This window comes from Brevibacillus thermoruber 423 (genome assembly GCF_000454065.1).
GTDB classification, from domain to species: domain Bacteria; phylum Bacillota; class Bacilli; order Brevibacillales; family Brevibacillaceae; genus Brevibacillus; species Brevibacillus thermoruber.
In genome coordinates this window covers 100,287-118,659 of sequence record NZ_KE695650.1, presented here as the reverse complement: position 1 = coordinate 118,659, position 18,373 = coordinate 100,287, and the positions used below count along the sequence as shown (strand labels likewise).

Genomic DNA, 18,373 nt, shown 5'->3' with positions numbered 1-18,373 from the left:
TACTTCCGCTGGGAACATGCAGCGCATCGGCTCGTCGGCGGAAAGACCTTTACGTCCGAAACTTGCCGATCAGACCGTTCAAATCGTCCGCCATTCTGGACAAAACACCGGAAGCGGCAGACACTTCTTCCATGGACGAGGATTGCTGTTCGGCGGCTGCAGCGACATGTTGAGAGTGCGCGGATGTCTGCTGGGAAAGGGGCGTAATATTGCGGATGGTACTCACCGCATGTTGGGAAACCTGTTCGATTTCCTGCATGGATACAACGATTTGGCTGATTTGGCGCAAAACATCGTCAATCGCCGAGTGAATTTGCCTGAAGGCGTGATCCGCCTGATCTGTCATTTGCAGACCTTCGTCCACCGCTGCTCTGCCCTCGTTCATGCCCATCATGGTATTCGCCGTTTCGTTCCGAATCTGATCAATCAAGTGTTGAATGTGATTGGCCGCCTCCGCAGACTGCTCCGCCAACTTGCGAACCTCGTCGGCCACCACTGCAAACCCTTTTCCGTTTTCGCCGGCCCGGGCCGCTTCGATGGCGGCATTCAGCGCGAGCAAGTTGGTTTGCTTGGCGATGCCGGAGATCAGGGAGACAATTTCGCCGATTTCGTTCGATTTCGCTCCCAGTGCATGGACGGCATCCACCATGCCATGAACTTTTTCGGCGATCATGCGCATGTGGCTGATCGCCCGTGACACGGCACGCGTTCCGTCGGAGGCCGTGTCGGTGGCGTGAAGGGCCGCTTCTTTCGCCTGGTTCACTGCCGTTCCGATCTGCGCCATTTTGCCTGACACATCCAGCACCATGTCCTCGGCTGTACTGATCATTTCCACCTGATGGGCGGCATCGGACGCCACCTCTGTAATCGCCGACGAAATCTGTCTGGCAGCCTTGTTGGTCTCATCGGCACTCATGTACAGTTCTTCCGATGCGGAGGCCATTTGTCGCGCGCTGTCGGACACTTTGTTGATAACGCCTCGAATCTCGTCCTGCATGGTTTGCAAGGACCGGGCCAGGGAACCGATTTCATCGGTGCGGGCAAGCAGGCGGGAAGGAAGCGTTTGCGTAAAATCGCCGGCCCCGATTCGCTGCATGTGTTGGATGGCAAAACGAAGCGGTCCCGTGATGCGGCTCGCCAAGATGAACGCGAGGACCGTCGCGACCAGGACTGCCAGAACGACCAGGGCGACGATCAAACGGTTCAAGGCGTTCAGTGTCGCGTACAGTTCATCCTTCTGAATAAAGGCGATGTACTTCCAATTCGTCTTGTCGGATGTGTAGACATTGGCGAGGAAATCCACACCGTTCACCTTCACGTCATACTGCCCGGTTGTCAGCTTGCTGGCGTCCCCCCATCCAGAAACATTCATCTCTTTGAGAGGTTTAAAATTCATCTCCTCGTGTTTGGGATCAGCCAGAATCGTTCCGTCCTCCTGTACAATCACGACATAGCCGTTCTCCCCGATGCGGATATTCCGAATCATGTCCGTCAGTCCTTTCAAACTGACGTCAAGCCCCTGTACCCCGATCACCTCCCCCTTGTCGTCTTTGATCGTTGTCACCGTGCTCACGATGACGGTTTGGTCTTCCTTTGCGTAATAGGCACTCGTCCGGATCACGTTTCCCTGGTTTTTCATCGCTTCGATGTAATAAGGGCGCTCCGCCGGATTGTACGGCAGCGTAATGGTGTCGCCGTCCGGCCATTGAACGTACCCGCCGTACTTGGTCGCCATGTAGACGTAAGCGGCATTCGGGTGGGTCTTGGCGTAGAGTTCGTAAACCTTGTAGATTTCGGATTCGATCCCGCCGTTTTTCGACGGCGTGAAATCTCTCGTTCCCGTTCCTGTCAGGTAGCTGGTAATCGTCTGATCCGCTTTTTTGACAGTGGGATGTTCCGCAAGCATGGCGGTATTTTGACTGACTCCTTCAAAAAACGAATGGATTGTATGATCCACATGAATCAGTTCTTTCGATGTCGAACGGATAAACTGCGCTACACTTTCTTCTTCTGCTTTCTGTTGAAGAACGGCACTCAAAAGCAGGATGGGCGTAATGCTTACCATCAAACATAGAAAAATCAGCTTACCTTTCATGCCGAATCGAATGTGCAAAACCGGTCACCCCGTCATTCCTCGACTATTGGAAAAGCCGTTGCCACTCCGGCATGTTGTCGATTCTGGAGGACTGAACAGCGGACAGTCCGGCGTGGCACTCCCAAACACAGTCTTCTCAAAAACGCGGCGGGCGAACGCCAGGAAGCGGCGCCGCCCGGCCAGTTTTTTTTCTCGCGACTGGCTAATGATTGGTCAAAAACCCGCCGCGAAATCCCTTCGGTTCATACGCAACCACAAAGGCATGCGGCTCAATTTCGTAGATTTCCTGAAACATGCGGTGCTGATGCTTTCGCTTGAGGACGATGGAGAGGATCAGCCGCGGCCCTCCCCTGCCCTCTCCGGTCCAGGTGGTTACCCCGTATCCCTTTTCCCGCAAACGCTGCGGCAAGGGGGAATCCAGGGATGGAGTCACCACGTTGACGGTGATGTAACCAATGGCCAGCCGCTCCTCGATCCTGACTCCAATCAGGACCCCGGCCCCGTAACTCAGGCAATACACCAGCAAGTGAAGCGGACGGTCCAGGTTGTCCAGCACCAGCTTGAATCCGACGAAATAGATGCCGATTTCCACGGAGCTGATCACAGCCGCCAGATAGCGGATCCCCTTGACCATCAGAATAAAGCGGACAGACAGCAGGGAAACGTACAACATCTGCAAAAGGATGATCAGCAGTACGGTTTTCATCGCGACAAGATCGCTTCCGCCAGCCGCCGCAGATCCTCCGTGGTGGAATCGCGGCAGTTGTTTTGCCGCATGGGCGCGTTTTCGACCGACTGCATCACCTCTACCAGCCGGTCTTGATCCGCCAGTGACAGCCCGTCGTCTTTCAGCGAAAGGTTCAAACCGGTCGATTCCACCAACCGGGCGAACGCCTCCGCTCCGGCATAGGCCAACGCCCGTTCGTCCTGCCAGGTGTCATGTACGCCCAGGGCGCGCGCGATCTCCGCGTGCACCTCCACCGCTGCCTCCGCGTTCCAGGCGTAAGCGTGATACAAAGCAATCGCCACCGCCCGACCGTGATGAATTCGCGCCAAGGTCCCCAGGGCGTGCCCGATGCAGTGGGCGATTCCGGTACCTCCCTGTTCGATGGCAAGGCCCGCCAGCATCGCTCCCACGCTGAGGCTGCCGCGAGCCTCCAAGTCGCCAGGCTCGCGGATCGCCTGCAGCAAGTTCCGGGAGATAAGCTGAATCGCCTTCATGCCAAGACCGTGAATGACAGGATTGCGCCTTTTGCCCGTGGCCGCTTCCATGGCGTGCACGAGGGCATCCAAACCGGTGGCTGCGGTCAAGTGGGGCGGGAGCTTCACGGTCAATGCCGGATCCAATATGGCCAGATCAGGTGCCAAATCCCGGTCCCATCCCCATACCTTCCGTTTTTCGGCCGTCGAGAACACCACGGTACTCGTCACCTCTGCTCCCGTACCGGAGGTGGTCGGAATCATGATGGTGGCCACACGCTTGGGTGCGAACGGATGGGCCATGAGCGCATAATGTTCCGCAGGATGACGGTCGCCGGCGACCATCGCCGCCATCTTGGCCACATCCATGGCCGATCCTCCGCCAAGCCCGATGACGCAGGCTGCTCCCGACTGGCGAATGATGTCAGCCGCACGATCGATCGAATCGGACGTCGGATCGCTTTGCACCTCGGCAAACAACTCGGCCTCGACACCGGACTCACGCAGAGCGTCCGCCACTTCCCCGGCCACGCCCGCCTGCACAAGTCCGGGATCGGTGACGAGAACCGCCTTGCCCTGGCCGCTCAGCCGTCTGACGTCTTCGCCCACTTGCCGGGACCTGCCAATGCCAAAGGAAACCTGGGTGCGAATGGCAACATCAAATGCCGTCATGCGCCATCTCCTCCCAACACGACCACCGTCCTGCCGACATTGACGGCATCCCGGTCTTCGAACGAAGCAAACGCCTTATTGATGTCTTCTAACGGAATCCGATCCAGCACCAGTTCATCCAACTGGAATTTTCCTTCCAGATACAGGCGGGCAATGATCGGAAACTCGCGAAACGGGTTGACATCTCCGTAAAAGCTTCCTTTCAGCGTTTTGCCCATCCGGTGGAAACCGCCTGCAGGAAGCGTCAGTTCCTTGTGGGAAGGAAACGCCCCGACCACCACCGTCGTACCTCCCTTACGCGTCGCTTTCCAGGCCGATTGGGCTGCCGCCGTGCTGCCTGAACAATCAATCGCGGCATGCACGCCGTGCCCGTCCGTCAGTTCCCGGATGGCTTCCGCTGCGTCTACCGTCGACACGTTGACGGTATGGGTGGCTCCGAATCGCTTGGCAATCTCCAGATTCTTCTCCTTGACATCGCAGGCGATGATCCGCGACGCTCCGCAAATCCGTGCGCCCTGAATGGCGTTGACGCCAACCCCGCCGATGCCAAACACCGCGACATACGAGCCCGGCTCCACGCGGGCGGCGCGAACGGCCGCGCCATACCCGGTCGCTACGCCGCACCCGATCAGGGAGGCCTGAATCAAGGGCATCCCTTCAGGCAGCTTGACGCAGCTCATCTCGGGCACGACGGCATATTCGGCAAAGGTGGACAGCAGGGAATTGTGGTAGACGGTCTGCCCGCCCCGGCTCAACCGGCTGGTGCCGTCCAGCAGCGTTCCGGCGAACATCGGTCCGAAAGCGGATTCGCACAGATTGACCTTCCCCGTCTGGCAGCACTCGCACGTCCCGCAATACGGCACCCAGCTCAAGGCCACCCGGTCCCCGACTTTCACCGTTTTGACTTGGGACCCTACCTCCACAACAATGCCGGCCCCTTCGTGCCCCAGAATCGTGGGCACAGGGGTAGTCTCGTCGTGCAGCGCGTTGTAATCGCTGTGGCAAACGCCGGTTGCCACGATTTTTACCAACACTTCGTTCGCCTTGGGCGAGGCCAGCTCAACCGCTTCGACAACCAGGGGCTGCCCTGCCGCCAACATGACGGCTGCCTTCATGTTCATCCCGACATGCTCCTTTCCTAATGGGCGATCCAGATTGCTTTTGCCTTGGTGTACGACTGCAGGGAATGAATGGCGTATTCCTTGCCCCAGCCGCTCTGCTTCCAGCCGCCGAACGGGCTTGCGAAGTCGTAGCAGCCGTATCGGTTGACAAACACCATACCCGCCTGGAGCCGTTTGGCCACGCGGTGGGCACGGGCGACATCGTTGGTCCACAGGCCCGCGGCCAATCCGTACATGGTGTCGTTTGCCATACGAACCACTTCGTCTTCATCCGCAAACGGAATCACCACAAGCACCGGTCCGAAAATTTCTTCCTGGGCGATCCGCATGCCGTTTCGGACGTCGGCAAACACCGTCGGCCGCACAAAGTAGCCGTCCGCGTTGGAGCCGGCGGTATCGCGATATCCTCCCGCAGCGACGGCCGCTCCTTCCTGCTTGCCGATCTCGATGTAGCGCAAAATGCTTTCCATGTGAGCTTTCGACACTTGCGGCCCCTGATCGCTCTGTGGATCGAACGGATCGCCCAGGCGGTAGGAGTCAGCCATCTGCGCCAGTCGAGCGACCACGTGATCGTAAATGCGCCGCTGCACGAACAAGCGGGTCGGCGCCGAACACTTTTCCCCTTTGTGGGTAAACAGGCCGTAGAACGACCGTTGGATCGCGCCTTCGAGGTCCGGGGCATCTTCAAAGATGATATTGGGCGACTTGCCGCCAAGCTCCAGCGTCACCGGCTTCAGATTGGAGTCGGCGGAATCGTGCACCAGTTGTTTGCCGACCGCCGTGCTGCCCGTAAACGACACCTTGTCCACGTCCATGTGCCGGGCAATGTAAGAGCCGACCTTCCCTCCCCCCAGGATCAGGTTGATCACGCCGGGCGGAAGCACGCCCGCTTCGTGGATGATCTCAAACAGGCGGATCGCCGAAAAGCTGGTTACGCTCGACGGCTTGAACACAACGGTATTGCCCATTGCCAGGGCCGGCGCGATTTTCCACACCCCCATCACGATCGGAAAATTCCACGGCACGATCTGTCCGCAGACACCGATGGGATCCCGCGTCGTAAAACTGACAAAATCACCTTCCACCGGGTTGACTTCGCCGTAGTACTTGTCCACCCAACCGGCGTAGTAGTCAAACAGGTCGGCCGCTTCCGTCACATCGTCGACGTACGACTCCTTGTACAGCTTGCCGTTGTCGAGCGATTCGATGGTGGCCAGTTCGGCATGGTGTTCGCGGATGAGTTCCGCGATTGCGCGCAAGGCCTTTCCCCGGTCCTTTCGGCTCATCCGCGCCCAAGGCCCCTGTTCGAAAGCGGCCCGTGCGGCCGCCACCGCCTTGTCGACATCACGGGCATCGGCCCCCTGGAAGCGGCCGAGCACCTGGCCGTTCGCCGGATTGACCGATTCGATCAGCGATCCGCTGCCGTTCACCCACTCGCCGTTGATGTAAAGCGACTTGACCGGTTTGAGCCACTCTTTTGCCCATTCCAGCTTGGGGGGCTGCATGTTCGTCATGGTTTTTCTCTCCTTCCGTACGTTTCTTTGATTTCCTCCGGAGTCAGGTTTTTTACCAATTCGGAAAGTTCCCGGTACCCGTACGTTTCTTTCAACGCGACGACCAGAGGCACAAAACTGTTGGCGTACGCTTCACAACGCGAGAGGTTGGCGCGAATGCCGCGAACGCAATAACGCTCAAACTTCGCTACAGCGCTGGCCAGCATCTGCATGGCCTCCATCGCCAGGATGCCGGCCAGGCCCTCCCAGACGTTCAAGTGCAGCTCGCCATGTTCGATCGCCATCTGGACAGCATGATCGTAGGCGGTCACCAAAAACCCGCACTGGATCAGCGTTTCCGGAACGACAGGATTCACTTTGCCGGGAAAGAATGAGGAGCCTGCCTGCACCGCCGGCAGCCGAATCTCGGCCAGGCCCGCTTCCGGACCGGACGACAGCAGTCGAAGATCCTTGGCACATTTGACGAGCAGGCCGGCAAGAAGGCGAAGTTCGCTGGATACCCGAGCCAGATCGTCCGGATGCTGCGCCGCATCGTACAGGTTTTTCCGATGGCGAAGCGGCAGTCCGGTCACCTCCCGCAGCGCTTCGAGGATGTGGGCGCGGTACGCATCCGACGCGCCGGTTCCGCATCCGATCACGGTCCCGCCCAAGTTGACGGCGTGCAGTTCATCAAGGGCGGCACGCAGTGATTCAAGCCGGCGCCGCAGCGCAGCGGAAATACCGCTGAATATGACGCCGAGCGATACTTTCATCCCGTCCTGCAAGCACGTCCGGGCAATCGTCTCGACGCCTCCCAGTTCCCCGGCCTTCTCCTCCAGAGCGTCCGCCAGGGACGAAAGTGCGCGGCAAAGCGGTTCGGCCAGTTTGAGCAGGGCCACCCGGATGGCGGTATGGCACACGTCCGAGGTAGACTGGCTGGCATTCACATGGTCGACAGGATCCACCCCGGGACCGGCCAGGCGGGCAATGACCTCGTTGATGTTCATGTTGATCCCGATGCTTCCGCCGCCGTGAAAGACGTCGACCGGAAACTGGTCATGATGCCGCCCGGCGATCAACAGATCGCACGCAGCGACAATCGCGTCGCGAATCGCCTCGTCGTACTGTCCGGCTCTGCCGTTCGCCAGCGCGGCTGCTTTCTTCACTTCCGCCAGCGAAGAAATGTACACGGGAAAATGGGACAGCATCCGGCCGGAAAACGACAAATTGTCCACCGTTCTCAGGGTGTGGATGCCGTACAAGGTTCCTTCGGGAAGCGCCGCCGTTCCAAAGTTGTCCGCTTCGATCCTCACGTTCGTTCACTTCCCGTACGAGACAGACTGTCGAGAATGTGGGACAACCCGATCATCCCGGCGAAGTGTCCCCGTTCGTCAACGACCGGGATCGATTCCTTCCCGGTTTCCACCAGGCGGGCAAAGGTATCAGACACACTGTCGTCCAAACCGACCGGGTCGGAAGCATCAGCGGCTGCTGCCGCTTCGGCTGCGCCCGACAGGCGAAGAACATCCCGGTTTTTCAACAGGCTCATCCGGCGGAAGAGGCTGCGTTCACCGACCAACTGCCTTACAAAATCGTTGGCCGGATTCGCCAAAATCTCGTACGGTGTACCTACCTGGACAACCCGTCCGCTCTGCATCACCACAATCCGGTCAGCCAGGCGCAGGGCTTCGTCCACGTCGTGGGTGACGAACAAAATCGTCTTTTTCAACTGCTTTTGAATCCGCAGCAGTTCATCCTGCAGGCTGGTGCGGGTGATCGGATCGATCGCGCCGAACGGTTCGTCCATCAGCAAAATGGACGGATCAGCCGCCATTGCCCGGGCAATCCCGACGCGCTGCTGCTGCCCTCCCGACAGTTGGCGCGGGTAGCGCTTGCGGTAGATGGCAGGGTCCAGATGCACCATTTCCAACAGTTCGTCTACCCGCTTGTCGATCCGATCCCGGTCCCATCCCAACAGCCGGGGAACCACCACAATGTTGTCCTCGATCCGCATGTGCGGAAACAGCCCGTTCTGCTGGATCACATAGCCGATTCGGCGGCGAAGCTCTTCCCCTTTGATGGTCGATATGTCGACACCGTCAATCTCGATGACGCCCTCCGTCGGTTCGTACAGACGATTCACCATTTTCAGCAGCGTCGTCTTGCCGCATCCGGAGGGACCGAGAAACACGATGAACTCGCCCTCGCCAAACACCAGGTCGACACCGTCGACGGCTGGTGTCTTGGCGCCGGGATACATCTTGCTCACCCGTTTAAAGACGATTCCCACTCATTTCCCTCCCTTCAGAAGTTTACGTTGAGGTATTTGATCTCCAAGAAATCGTCAATGCCCTGTCTGCCTCCTTCCCGCCCGATCCCGCTTTGTTTCATGCCGCCGAACGGCGCCTGCACGTACCCCAGGACCGACTCGTTGATCCCGATCATGCCGTATTCCAGGCGGTCGGCCACACGCATGGTGCGGGCCAAATCCCGCGTGTAGAAGTAGGCGGCCAGTCCGTACGGCGTGTCGTTGGCCAGACGGATCGCTTCCTCCTCCGTCGAAAAGGGAATCAGCGGCGCGACCGGTCCGAACGTTTCTTCGTGGAAAATCTGCATCTCGCTGGTTACGCCGGACAATACGGTCGGCGCATAGAAGCAGCCGCTTTGATAAGAATCTCCTTTCAGCCGATCGCCTCCGCACCACAGTCGGGCGCCTTTGGACACCGCGTCGACCACGTGACGATGGACCTTGTCCAACGCTTGCTCGTGGATCAGCGGCCCCATCTGAACGCCCGGCTCCAGGCCGCTGCCCACTTTGAGCGTCTGCACACGGGAGACAAGCGCTCGGGCAAAATCGTCGGCGATCGATTCGTGCACGAAGATGCGGTTTGCGCAAATGCACGTCTGCCCGCCGTTTTGAAACTTGTTGATCATCAGCCCTTCGATGGCACGGTCCACATCCGCGTCTTCAAACACGATAAACGGCGCGTGCCCGCCCAGCTCCAGCGACACTTTTTTCACCTGTTTCGCCGATTGTTCCAGCAGGTACTTCCCGACGGCGGTGGAACCGGTAAAGCTGATTTTTTGCACCAACGGGTTCTCAAGAAATTCCCGGCCGATTGCTTCCGCTTCCCCCAGCACCAGGTTGGCCACGCCTTTCGGCAAACCCGCCTGCTCGAATACCTCGAACAGGGCAATTGCCGAAAGCGGCGTTTCCGGCGCCGGCTTTACCACCACCGTACAACCCGCGGCCAGGGCCGGAGCCAGTTTGCGCGTAATCATCGAGGAGGGGAAATTCCAGGGAGTGATGGCCGCGACCACCCCCACCGGCACCCGGTGAACCAGGATGAGCTGCGTCTCCTTGCTGGGCGGAACGATCTCGCCGTACACCCGCCGGCTTTCCTCGGCGTACCACTGCAAGAAGTCCGCCCCCCAGACGACTTCCCCTTTGGCTTCCTCAAACGGTTTCCCCTGTTCCAGCGTCATGATGCGAGCCAGACGATCGGCGTTCTCCACGACCAGCCGGTGCATGGTGCGCAGGAGCTCGGCCCGTTCATCAGCGCTTGTCCGCGACCACGAGCCAAACGCGCGGTGAGCCGCTGCAATCGCTTCTCTCGCTTCCTCCCTTCCGCCGTACGCGACCTCGGCGACGGTTTCGCCGTTCGCCGGATTGGTGACGGCACAGCGAAGGCCCGATTTGGCCTCTGTCCACGCTCCGTCGATATACATCCGCGTTTCCATCGGTGATCCCCCTTACTTGACCAGTTCGTGCTGTTTCAAAAATTCCCGCGCCACTTCTTCCGGTTCTTTTTTCTCCGGACCGTCCACTTCCCAGTTCAGCTTCTGCATCACTTCGTCGGTCAACAGCGAGCTGAGCTTGTTCAGCGGCTCCTTGATCTCCGGGTACATGTCCAGCTTTTCTTTGCGGATGATCGGAGCCACGTTGTACACCGGGAAAAAGCCGATGTCATCCTTGATCAGTTTCAGGTTGTGGCCGGCGATGTCGCCGTCGGTACCGACCGACACGGTGACGTCCGACTCTCCCTGCAGAAGCGGTTTGTAGCGGATGCTGTAATCGATCTGGAACTGTTTTTTGAATGTGAATCCGCCTTTGTCGGCAAACGCTTTTTGCAGACCGGGCAGTCCGTCTTCGCGGACATCAAACTCCTGCGGGTAGGACAGCACCAGATCTTTTGCATGCCGGGCGAGGTCGGTCAGCGTTTCAATGCCCAGCTTGTCGGCCAGATCCCGTTTCATCGCAAACCCGTACGTGCTGTTCAGCGGCGCCGGATCCAGCCACTCGATGTTCCACTGCTTGAACCCTTCCTTGTTGATCTCCAGCACTTTCTGCTGGTCTTTCTCCACAGGACGCTTCAGGATGGCGAGGATCCCGGTTCCCGTGTACTCGGGGTACATGTCCACCTGACCGCTTTTGATCGCTTCGAACGTGACCATCGTTCCGCCGAGATTCAGCTTGCGCTCGACCGGAACGCCGTTCGCCTCCAGCACCTGTGCGTACATTTCTCCCTGCAGCACGTTCTCCGTGTTGTTTTTCGAACCAACGACAACCGGCTCTTTCTTGCCGCCGCCACCGTTCGCCGAATCGGACGAACCGCAGGCGGACAAGGCAAACGCCGTTGCTGCCACGAGCATCATCGAGAGCAATGTCCGTTTTTTCATGAAAATCCCCCTCTTTCCTCGTCAAGATGTGTACATGGTCACTCGCTTCAGCAGGAGCGAAAAACCGACTTCGCTCACGATCGCCAGAAGCGCGATCGGCACCGCGCCCAGCATCAAAAACGTAACATTGAACATGGCGATGCCGTTCATGATGTAGTTGCCCAGGCCTCCTCCCCCGATCAGCACCGCCAGGGAAGCGCTTGCAATGATTTCCACCGAAGCCGTTCGCACACCGGCTACAATTACCGGCAGGGCCAGCGGAAACTCCACCTGCACAATCGTCTGCATCGGACTCATTCCCATCCCCTTTGCGGCCTCACGGATGAGCGGGTCCATTTCCTTAAACGCCGTGTACGTGTTGATCAGGATGGGCGGACAAGCAAGCACCGTCAAGGCAAGCAGCGCCGGCAGGAATCCCACCCCCAACAGCGGCATGGCCAGGGCCAGGACGGCCAGGCTGGGGACGACCCGGCAGACGTTGACCGCGTTGATGACCGCATCCGCGATCCTTGCTTTCCTGGAGATGAACACGCCCAGCGGCACGCATATCAGCATGGCCAGGACAATCGAAGTCAGACTCAACACCACGTGCTGGACGGCGTTGGTAAAAAAGACGGACGCGTTGGTCGCAAAGTACGCCTGGAGATCCTGCAGCACGATGGTTCACCTCCTTTCACGACATGTTCGGACTGAGGAGCCGCTCGATCGCCCGGAACAACAGATCGGTGCCGATGGCCAGGACGGCAATGGCAATCGTTCCGGCGACGATCTTGTCCGTATGCGTACGGTACAACCCTTCGAAGATGAGCGTGCCCAGCCCACCCGCATTGATCCAAGCAGCCACGGTGGCGATGCTGATGATCGACACGGCGGCCACCCGGATCCCCGCCACGACCACAGGGACGGCAAGCGGGATTTCGATCCGAAAGACGATCTGCGCCTTGCTCATGCCCATCCCCTTGGCCGCCTCGATAATCAGCGGGTCAATGCCCCGGATGGCAGCCGCCACATTTCGGACGAGAATCATCTGGGAATAGGCGATCAATCCGATGATGGCCGTTTCCGGCCCCAGCCCGGTGACGGGAATCAATAACGCAAACAGGGCCAAACTTGGAATGGTGTAAAGAATGCCGAACAAGCCGGTCACCGGGACGTACAGCCGCTTGTACTTGGTGATGGCGATTCCGATGGGGATGGCCAGCAGCAGGGAGATGCAGAGCGACAGGGCGGTCATGGACAAATGTTCCAGAAACAGGTCCAGGACCCGATCCGTGTGGGTGAGCAGGTACTTCATGAGGACTCACCCACGTACACCCTGTCGTATTTGAACCGCTCCAATGCCGCAAGATCCAGTTCGATCCCCAGTCCGGGCTTGTCCGGGATCACAAGATAGCCGTCCTTGTCCACCTCCACCTTCACAGCCTGCACAAAATCCCGCCGCTCCGGCGTCCAGGCCGGCGGATCATACGGGTATTCCAAATAGGGGCAGTGGCTGACCGCCGCAGCCAAGTGGAGATTGGCCAATAAACCGATCCCGTTCGACCAGGTGTGCGGACTGAACCAGGCGCCGTTCGCCTGAACCATGTCGGCCACCTTTTTAACCTGGGTAATGCCGCCGGCCAGGGCGACGTCGGGCTGGTACACATCAAGTGCTCCCAATACGCTCATCTCCCGGAAGTCGTGCCATTTGCGATTCATTTCCCCACCGGCGATGCGGATTTCCACCAGTTCCCGCAGCTTCGCCAAGCCGCGAAAATCGTGATGCGGCAGAGGCTCCTCCAACCAGAACACGTTTAGCTGCTCCAGTTCTTTGGCCACCTGCAAGGCCAGCTTCAGATCCCAGCATGGCTGCACGTCCCACGGCATCTTCCATCCCTGGTTGGCATCCACCATGATGTGCAGTTTGTCTCCTACCGCCTTGCGCACGGCTTCGACCACTTTGATGTCTTTTCTCGGGTCGTCATGATGAAAACGGATTTTCATCGCCTTGAATCCCTGCTCGACCAGCATCTGCGCCCGTTCAGCCCGCACCTCTGGTTCGACAATCTCTCCCGTGGAAGCGTATGCAAGAATTTTGCTGTTTCTTGCCCCCAGCAGCTTGTATACAGGTTGACCGGTTGCTTTTCCGATCAGATCCCACAGCGCCAGGTCCAGCGGCCAGCATCTTCCGTAGTGGAAATCAATGTTGTCGATCACCTGCCAATGCCGCTCGATCGCAAATGGATCCTGGCCGATAAACAAGTGTTCGTGTCCGGCAAAACCCGTCATCAAATCTCCCGAACCGATTCCGGTCAATCCTTCGTCCGTGTGCACGGCGACGATCGTGGTCGCAAACTTTTTTCGCGGTTGGGGATCCCACGCCGCCTTGAACGGAGGATCCAGCGGAAGCAGATAATGTGAAATTTCAATGCCCGTAATTTTCATGCCCTCACCTCTTTTCATTCAGTCATCGGAAGACTTGAGCAAATCCCGTGCCAACTTCTCGGGCCGCGCCATTCTTGCTCGCCTGCTGCCGCACAGTACGGAAAAACAAAAAAATTGCACAAAAATTTTACGCCAGAGACGTAAAATTTTTGTGCAATCAACGACGTCCTTCCCACTCCGACAGATCAGTTCAGCGGTTGAATAATCCGCTGCCCAACCAGGAATTCATAAGCGGTTTTGGTCACGTCCTTGTGAAGAATGTCCACCTGGTACATCAGATCGAGCATGTTCTCCTGAGTGATCCGGATGCGGATAGGCTCGATGAGCGTTTGCAGTTCCGGATATTTTTTCAATGTCTCGCCCAGTACCACCGGGCTGGCATGATAGGGCGGGAACGCATGTTTGTCGTCCTCCAGCACAATGAGATGGGCTTCCTTGATGCGAGGATCGCTGGCCATCCCTACAGCCGCATCCACCCTCGACTCCTTGACAGCTTGCGGAAGCAGCCCGGAATCGACGGCCATTACCTGTCCGTCCGGCAGCGACAAGTCGTACAGATCCCGAAGACGCTGCATCCCGTCTTCACGATGAAGGAATTCTTCGTTGGTGGCCAGTTTCAGCCGCGGATTCCGCGTACGGACGTATTCGACCAGGTCGCTGATGGAGGAGATCCCCCACTTCTTGGCTACGTCCTCCCGCACCATCACGGCCCAACTGCTGTTGAACTCACTCCGGGGAAACCAGCCGATTCCTTTCCGTTTGTCTTCTTCCGCCACTGCTTTCCAAGCCGTGTCGGGATCGTAGATCGGCTTTTGCTTGTGGTAGTACAAGCGAGCGGTGGACGTGTACTCCCAGTACAGGTCGACGACGCCCGCCTCCATCGCGGATCGGACGGCGGGGCTGTCCAGAAACACCATCTCGTTGACATCGTAACCGTGCCAGCGGAGGACGATGGATGTCATCTTCATCAACAGGTACTGCTCCGTCAGCGATTTCGCCCCGACGGTGATGGTTGGAGCGGGCCATGAAGGCTTTTCCGGGGACACAGGGGCCGCGGCCTCACGAGGCAGACTCACTGCGAGAAGTGCGCCGAACAAAGCCGTTCCCACTGCGATGATTGCCAACCGTCTCATGGGCGCCTCATCTTCTTTAGCTTGTATATCAGCGTGTTGCGGGAAATGCCCAACAGGTGCGCAGCCTTCGTATGGTTTCCACCCGCCCGCCGGATGGCTTCCCGGATGAGGTGCTCCTCCACTTCGTCCAGTACATCCTGCAGTCGGTCGTTCAGCGGGATCTCCTCCCACACCGGCCGACGGTACGCGACCGGCTGCCGAACGGCAAAGTCCTGAACGTCCAGGGTTCCGCTTTCCTTCAAGATGTGCATGCGTTCCAGCGTGTTGATCAGTTCGCGAATATTGCCCGGCCATGGTTCGTTCAGCAGCATCTTCATGAGTTCTGATGAGATGCTGATGGTCTTGCCGTACTTTTCATTCAGCTCGCGCAACGTTTGCTCCACAAGAAGCGGAATGTCTTCCCTGCGTTCGCGCAGCGGCGGAATCTCGATTTCCACCACGTTCAAGCGATAGTACAAATCTTCGCGAAAGCGTCCTTGCTGCACCAACTGTTTCAACGGCTTGTTTGTCGCCGCCAGGATGCGCACATCCACCTTGAGCGAAGCGTGACTGCCAAGCCGCGTAACCGTCTTTTCCTCAATGACATGGAGGAGTTTGGCCTGCATGGCCGGCGAGATTTCGCCGATTTCGTCCAAAAAGATCGTCCCGCCATTCGCCGCCTCGAACTTGCCCGGGCGGGACTCCGCCGCTCCGGTGAACGCCCCTTTGGCATAGCCGAACAGCTCGCTTTCCAACAGCGTCTCCGGGATGGAGGCGCAATTGATGCACACAAACGGCTTGTCCTTGCGATGACTGTACTGATGGATCCATTTCGCCAACGCCGTCTTTCCCACACCGCTTTCTCCCAGGAGCAGCATGATCGCATCCGTAGGTGTCACCTGTTCCAGCACGCGCCGGATTTGTTTCATTTTTTCGTTGGCAAAAATGATGGTGTCTTCGGACGATTCTCCCGTCGGCAGCGTCCTGCACACGCTGTCGACCACTTCCTTGATCTTGCGCAATTCGACCGGCTTGTTGAAGTAATCGGCGGCCCCCCCTTTCATCGCCATGACGGCGCTCTCGATGTTGCCGTAGGCGGTCAGCATGAATACGATCGTGTTCGGTTTCTCCCGTTTGATGACGGAAAGGACATCGAGTCCGGTCATGTCGTTCAACATGTAGTCCAAGAGCACGACGCTTATCGGATGTTTTCGGACCAGATCGATGGCCGATTTCCCGTCGTACGCTTGGTAGGTGGTGTAGCCTTCTTTCTCCAGTTTGATCGCAATGTTCCGGCACAATTTCACTTCGTCATCGACGATCAGTACGCCGTGCGCACTCATGTGGCAGCCCCCTCCTTGATGGCAATTGGAAATCGACAGCGGACCGTCGTCCCTTGGTTGACAACGCTTTCAATTTGAATGTCGCCACCATGCTCGACCACGATGTCCCGAGCGATGGTCAGTCCGAGCCCATTTCCCCGTTCCTTGGTGGAGAAAAAGGGATTGAACAGCCATTGCAAGTCTTGTTCCGAAATGCCTATGCCGCTGTCCGCGATCGTGACGGTCAGCCAGGGACCATCCCTTTTCATTTGAATCGTGATGGTTCCGCCGTTCGGCATCGCTTCCACACTGTTCAAAAGGAGATTGAGAAAGACCTGGAGCAATTTGTTTTGACGGCCTTTGGCCGGTGGCAGAAACGGCTCGTACGAGCGAATCACCCGGACGTTGGCTTCATTCAGCTTTATGCGAAGCAGGTGAAGAACGCGGTCCATCAATCGGTCCATCTCCACTTCTCCTACCTCCTCATGTCTCATCCGGACAAACGCCAGAAACTCGGACACGATCTCGCTCATGCGTTTGATTTCTTCCTCGATGTCAGTCACCAGCGTCTGGATCATTTGCGCAGGCGCCAGGTCTGCCATCTCCTCTTTCAACAACTCGCTGGTGCTTGCCAAGACGGCCAGCGGATTTTTCAGTTCGTGGGCAATTCCCGACGTAATCTGCCCCATCAGAGCCAGCCGTTCGCTTTGCCGCACATGGGCCTCCAACAGCTTTACCTGGGAAACGTCCTCCAGCACGGCCAGCACGCCGCCATTGAACGGAGACGCGACCGCCCGGATGATTCGTGTCTGCTTGTTCTCGTCCTCCAGCGACACTTCGGTTTCCCCCACGAGGGACTGCAAAAACGAAAACGGGGGCAGCACGGAAATGGGTTGTCCCTTCCACGTATCGGCCGGTGCCCCGATCAGCGCCGCCATGTTGCGGTTTACGTGGGTGATTCTGCCCTGTTGATCCAAGGTGATCAGCGCATACGGAATGCCTTCGATCACATCCCTCAGGAACTGCTCTTTTTCGTGAATCTTCACGGCCATTGAGGTGATGGTCCGCATCAACACCCCCAATTCGTCCTGACTTTCCACCAACATTTCGGGAAATGGGGCACGCGACGGCGATTGATGAAAGTGTCGGGCAAAACGGGTGAGTCTCACAATCGGATTCAAGATGTGCCTCATTCCCAACACGACAAGACAGAGCATCAGTGCGAAGATTACGGCAAATCCGCCCGTTAGCGTCGCAGACAATTTCGACACGGGGACGAACGCAAGTGATTCAGGCACGCCTACGACCAGTCCCCAGTTGTGGCTCATCATATAGTAGGTCATGACGCTGACCTGCCCCACATGCGGCATTACTCCCGTTCCGATCTCTCCTTTCACCACCCGTTCCACGACGGGTTCTTCCGCGTAGTTCTTGTTCCACTCTGCTTCGTCCGTAGAAGCGATCACCATCCCGTTGCGGTCTACGATATAGCCAAATCCGCCGCGTGTGACACTGATACTTTTTAACATTTCCGATAAATATTCGCGGCTCAGCTCCGCAACAAGCGCGCCGCGAAACCGGCGATCCTCGAAAAAGACGGGTATCAGGACGGCAACCGCCTGCTCTCCGCGATGGTTTCGGATCAGTTCCGTCACAACGTAATTGTAGCTCCACCGGACGTGTTCCATTTTTGGGTATTCGTAGACGATCTCTCTCCCTTCCGTCTGAAAAGGAGCCTCAAAGCGCAGCCGTTTGGAGGCGTCAAAGTAGTAGATGGATTGGATAAACACGCTTTTGGACACAGTCTGTTTGGCCCGTTGATACATCGCTTGTTCATCGACGCGCTGATTGCCGGTTTGTCCCGCAATCAACTGCAGCTGCAGCACGACGTCGTTCAGTTCCGAATTCAGCCGCTTCGCGATCGATTCCGCGTAGATTTCATTGCTTTGTTCGATATTGATTCGCATGAGATCCTTTGCATAATTCACCACCAATTGATAGATGACCAGTGTCGGAATAATCAGAACCAATGAGAAAATCACCAGGTATTTTCGCGTGATACGGGTTGAGATCGACCGGAATAACCGTTTCATGTTTCCTCTCTATGTTGTTCGTTCATTTTGTTATTTTCAATCTTACCCGTCTGTTCTGATTTGTCAAACAACGAGAAGGGGTTCCCGCTGGCTCGCTGAGAGTGGTCACGTCACCAATAAACCAAAAACGGCATAGGCTACAAGGTACATGATGAAATCAT

At 57.7% G+C, this 18,373-nt stretch carries 15 protein-coding genes; all 15 read right to left on the bottom strand.

Translation table 11 applies throughout. The features are described 5' to 3' along the window. Nucleotides 1-49: 49 nt before the first annotated feature. A complete protein-coding gene (locus tag M516_RS0108835) occupies nt 50-1,957 on the bottom strand; it encodes a methyl-accepting chemotaxis protein (protein WP_238550949.1) in 1,908 nt (635 codons plus the stop codon). 340 nt (nt 1,958-2,297) lie between these two features. Next, nucleotides 2,298-2,801, bottom strand: coding sequence for a DUF2179 domain-containing protein (locus tag M516_RS0108830; protein ID WP_029098789.1), 504 nt, complete (start codon nt 2,799-2,801; stop codon nt 2,298-2,300). Beyond that, nucleotides 2,798-3,967, bottom strand: coding sequence for an iron-containing alcohol dehydrogenase (locus M516_RS0108825; protein ID WP_029098788.1), 1,170 nt, complete (start codon nt 3,965-3,967; stop codon nt 2,798-2,800). Before M516_RS0108825 ends, M516_RS0108830 begins: the two co-directional genes overlap by 4 nt. After that, entirely contained in the window at nt 3,964-5,088 is a 1,125-nt protein-coding gene (locus M516_RS23145; protein ID WP_051188162.1) for a Zn-dependent alcohol dehydrogenase, read from the bottom strand. The genes M516_RS0108825 and M516_RS23145 overlap by 4 nt, the downstream gene beginning before the upstream one ends. 17 nt (nt 5,089-5,105) lie before the next feature. Then, nucleotides 5,106-6,602 carry an aldehyde dehydrogenase family protein gene (locus M516_RS0108815; protein WP_029098787.1) on the bottom strand — a complete coding sequence of 499 codons (1,497 nt, stop codon included), beginning with the start codon at nt 6,600-6,602 and terminating at the stop codon, nt 5,106-5,108. Beyond that, nucleotides 6,599-7,894 carry a lyase family protein gene (locus M516_RS0108810; protein WP_035289365.1) on the bottom strand — a complete coding sequence of 432 codons (1,296 nt, stop codon included), beginning with the start codon at nt 7,892-7,894 and terminating at the stop codon, nt 6,599-6,601. The genes M516_RS0108815 and M516_RS0108810 overlap by 4 nt, the downstream gene beginning before the upstream one ends. After that, entirely contained in the window at nt 7,891-8,871 is a 981-nt protein-coding gene (locus M516_RS0108805; protein WP_029098785.1) for an ABC transporter ATP-binding protein, read from the bottom strand. The genes M516_RS0108810 and M516_RS0108805 overlap by 4 nt, the downstream gene beginning before the upstream one ends. Nucleotides 8,872-8,885: 14 nt before the next feature. Next, nucleotides 8,886-10,322, bottom strand: coding sequence for an NAD-dependent succinate-semialdehyde dehydrogenase (locus M516_RS0108800; RefSeq protein ID WP_029098784.1), 1,437 nt, complete (start codon nt 10,320-10,322; stop codon nt 8,886-8,888). Between the two features lie 12 nt (nt 10,323-10,334). Further along, on the bottom strand, nt 10,335-11,261 hold the full coding sequence (locus M516_RS0108795) for an ABC transporter substrate-binding protein (RefSeq protein WP_051188161.1): 927 nt from the start codon (nt 11,259-11,261) through the stop codon (nt 10,335-10,337). Between the two features lie 21 nt (nt 11,262-11,282). Further along, on the bottom strand, nt 11,283-11,918 hold the full coding sequence (locus M516_RS0108790) for an ABC transporter permease (RefSeq protein ID WP_029098782.1): 636 nt from the start codon (nt 11,916-11,918) through the stop codon (nt 11,283-11,285). Nucleotides 11,919-11,934: 16 nt separating this feature from the next. Beyond that, on the bottom strand, nt 11,935-12,555 hold the full coding sequence (locus tag M516_RS0108785) for an ABC transporter permease (protein ID WP_029098781.1): 621 nt from the start codon (nt 12,553-12,555) through the stop codon (nt 11,935-11,937). Then, nucleotides 12,552-13,685: a mandelate racemase/muconate lactonizing enzyme family protein gene (locus M516_RS0108780; RefSeq protein ID WP_029098780.1), complete on the bottom strand. Its 1,134-nt coding sequence runs from the start codon at nt 13,683-13,685 to the stop codon at nt 12,552-12,554. Before M516_RS0108780 ends, M516_RS0108785 begins: the two co-directional genes overlap by 4 nt. A 185-nt stretch (nt 13,686-13,870) precedes the next feature. Then, nucleotides 13,871-14,818: an ABC transporter substrate-binding protein gene (locus M516_RS0108775; RefSeq protein WP_081656493.1), complete on the bottom strand. Its 948-nt coding sequence runs from the start codon at nt 14,816-14,818 to the stop codon at nt 13,871-13,873. Further along, nucleotides 14,815-16,140 (bottom strand): sigma-54-dependent transcriptional regulator, encoded by a 1,326-nt coding sequence (locus tag M516_RS0108770; RefSeq protein WP_029098778.1) that lies wholly within the window; start codon nt 16,138-16,140, stop codon nt 14,815-14,817. The genes M516_RS0108775 and M516_RS0108770 overlap by 4 nt, the downstream gene beginning before the upstream one ends. Beyond that, the gene (locus tag M516_RS24320; protein ID WP_029098777.1) at nt 16,137-18,149 is read right to left on the bottom strand and encodes a PAS domain-containing sensor histidine kinase; all 2,013 of its coding nucleotides are present in this window, start codon (nt 18,147-18,149) and stop codon (nt 16,137-16,139) included. The genes M516_RS0108770 and M516_RS24320 overlap by 4 nt, the downstream gene beginning before the upstream one ends. Between the last annotated feature and the right edge of the window lie 224 nt (nt 18,150-18,373).

What these genes read in the sequence shown, in the direction of transcription:
- M516_RS0108830 (WP_029098789.1), bottom strand. Translation starts at nt 2,801, where the DNA reads ATGAAAACCGTACTGCTGATCATCCTTTTGCAGATGTTGTACGTTTCC.
- M516_RS0108825 (WP_029098788.1), bottom strand. Translation starts at nt 3,967, where the DNA reads ATGACGGCATTTGATGTTGCCATTCGCACCCAGGTTTCCTTTGGCATT.
- M516_RS23145 (WP_051188162.1), bottom strand. Translation starts at nt 5,088, where the DNA reads ATGAACATGAAGGCAGCCGTCATGTTGGCGGCAGGGCAGCCCCTGGTT.
- M516_RS0108815 (WP_029098787.1), bottom strand. Translation starts at nt 6,602, where the DNA reads ATGACGAACATGCAGCCCCCCAAGCTGGAATGGGCAAAAGAGTGGCTC.
- M516_RS0108800 (WP_029098784.1), bottom strand. Translation starts at nt 10,322, where the DNA reads ATGGAAACGCGGATGTATATCGACGGAGCGTGGACAGAGGCCAAATCG.
- M516_RS0108795 (WP_051188161.1), bottom strand. Translation starts at nt 11,261, where the DNA reads ATGAAAAAACGGACATTGCTCTCGATGATGCTCGTGGCAGCAACGGCG.
- M516_RS0108785 (WP_029098781.1), bottom strand. Translation starts at nt 12,555, where the DNA reads ATGAAGTACCTGCTCACCCACACGGATCGGGTCCTGGACCTGTTTCTG.
- M516_RS0108780 (WP_029098780.1), bottom strand. Translation starts at nt 13,685, where the DNA reads ATGAAAATTACGGGCATTGAAATTTCACATTATCTGCTTCCGCTGGAT.
- M516_RS0108775 (WP_081656493.1), bottom strand. Translation starts at nt 14,818, where the DNA reads ATGAGACGGTTGGCAATCATCGCAGTGGGAACGGCTTTGTTCGGCGCA.
- M516_RS0108770 (WP_029098778.1), bottom strand. Translation starts at nt 16,140, where the DNA reads ATGAGTGCGCACGGCGTACTGATCGTCGATGACGAAGTGAAATTGTGC.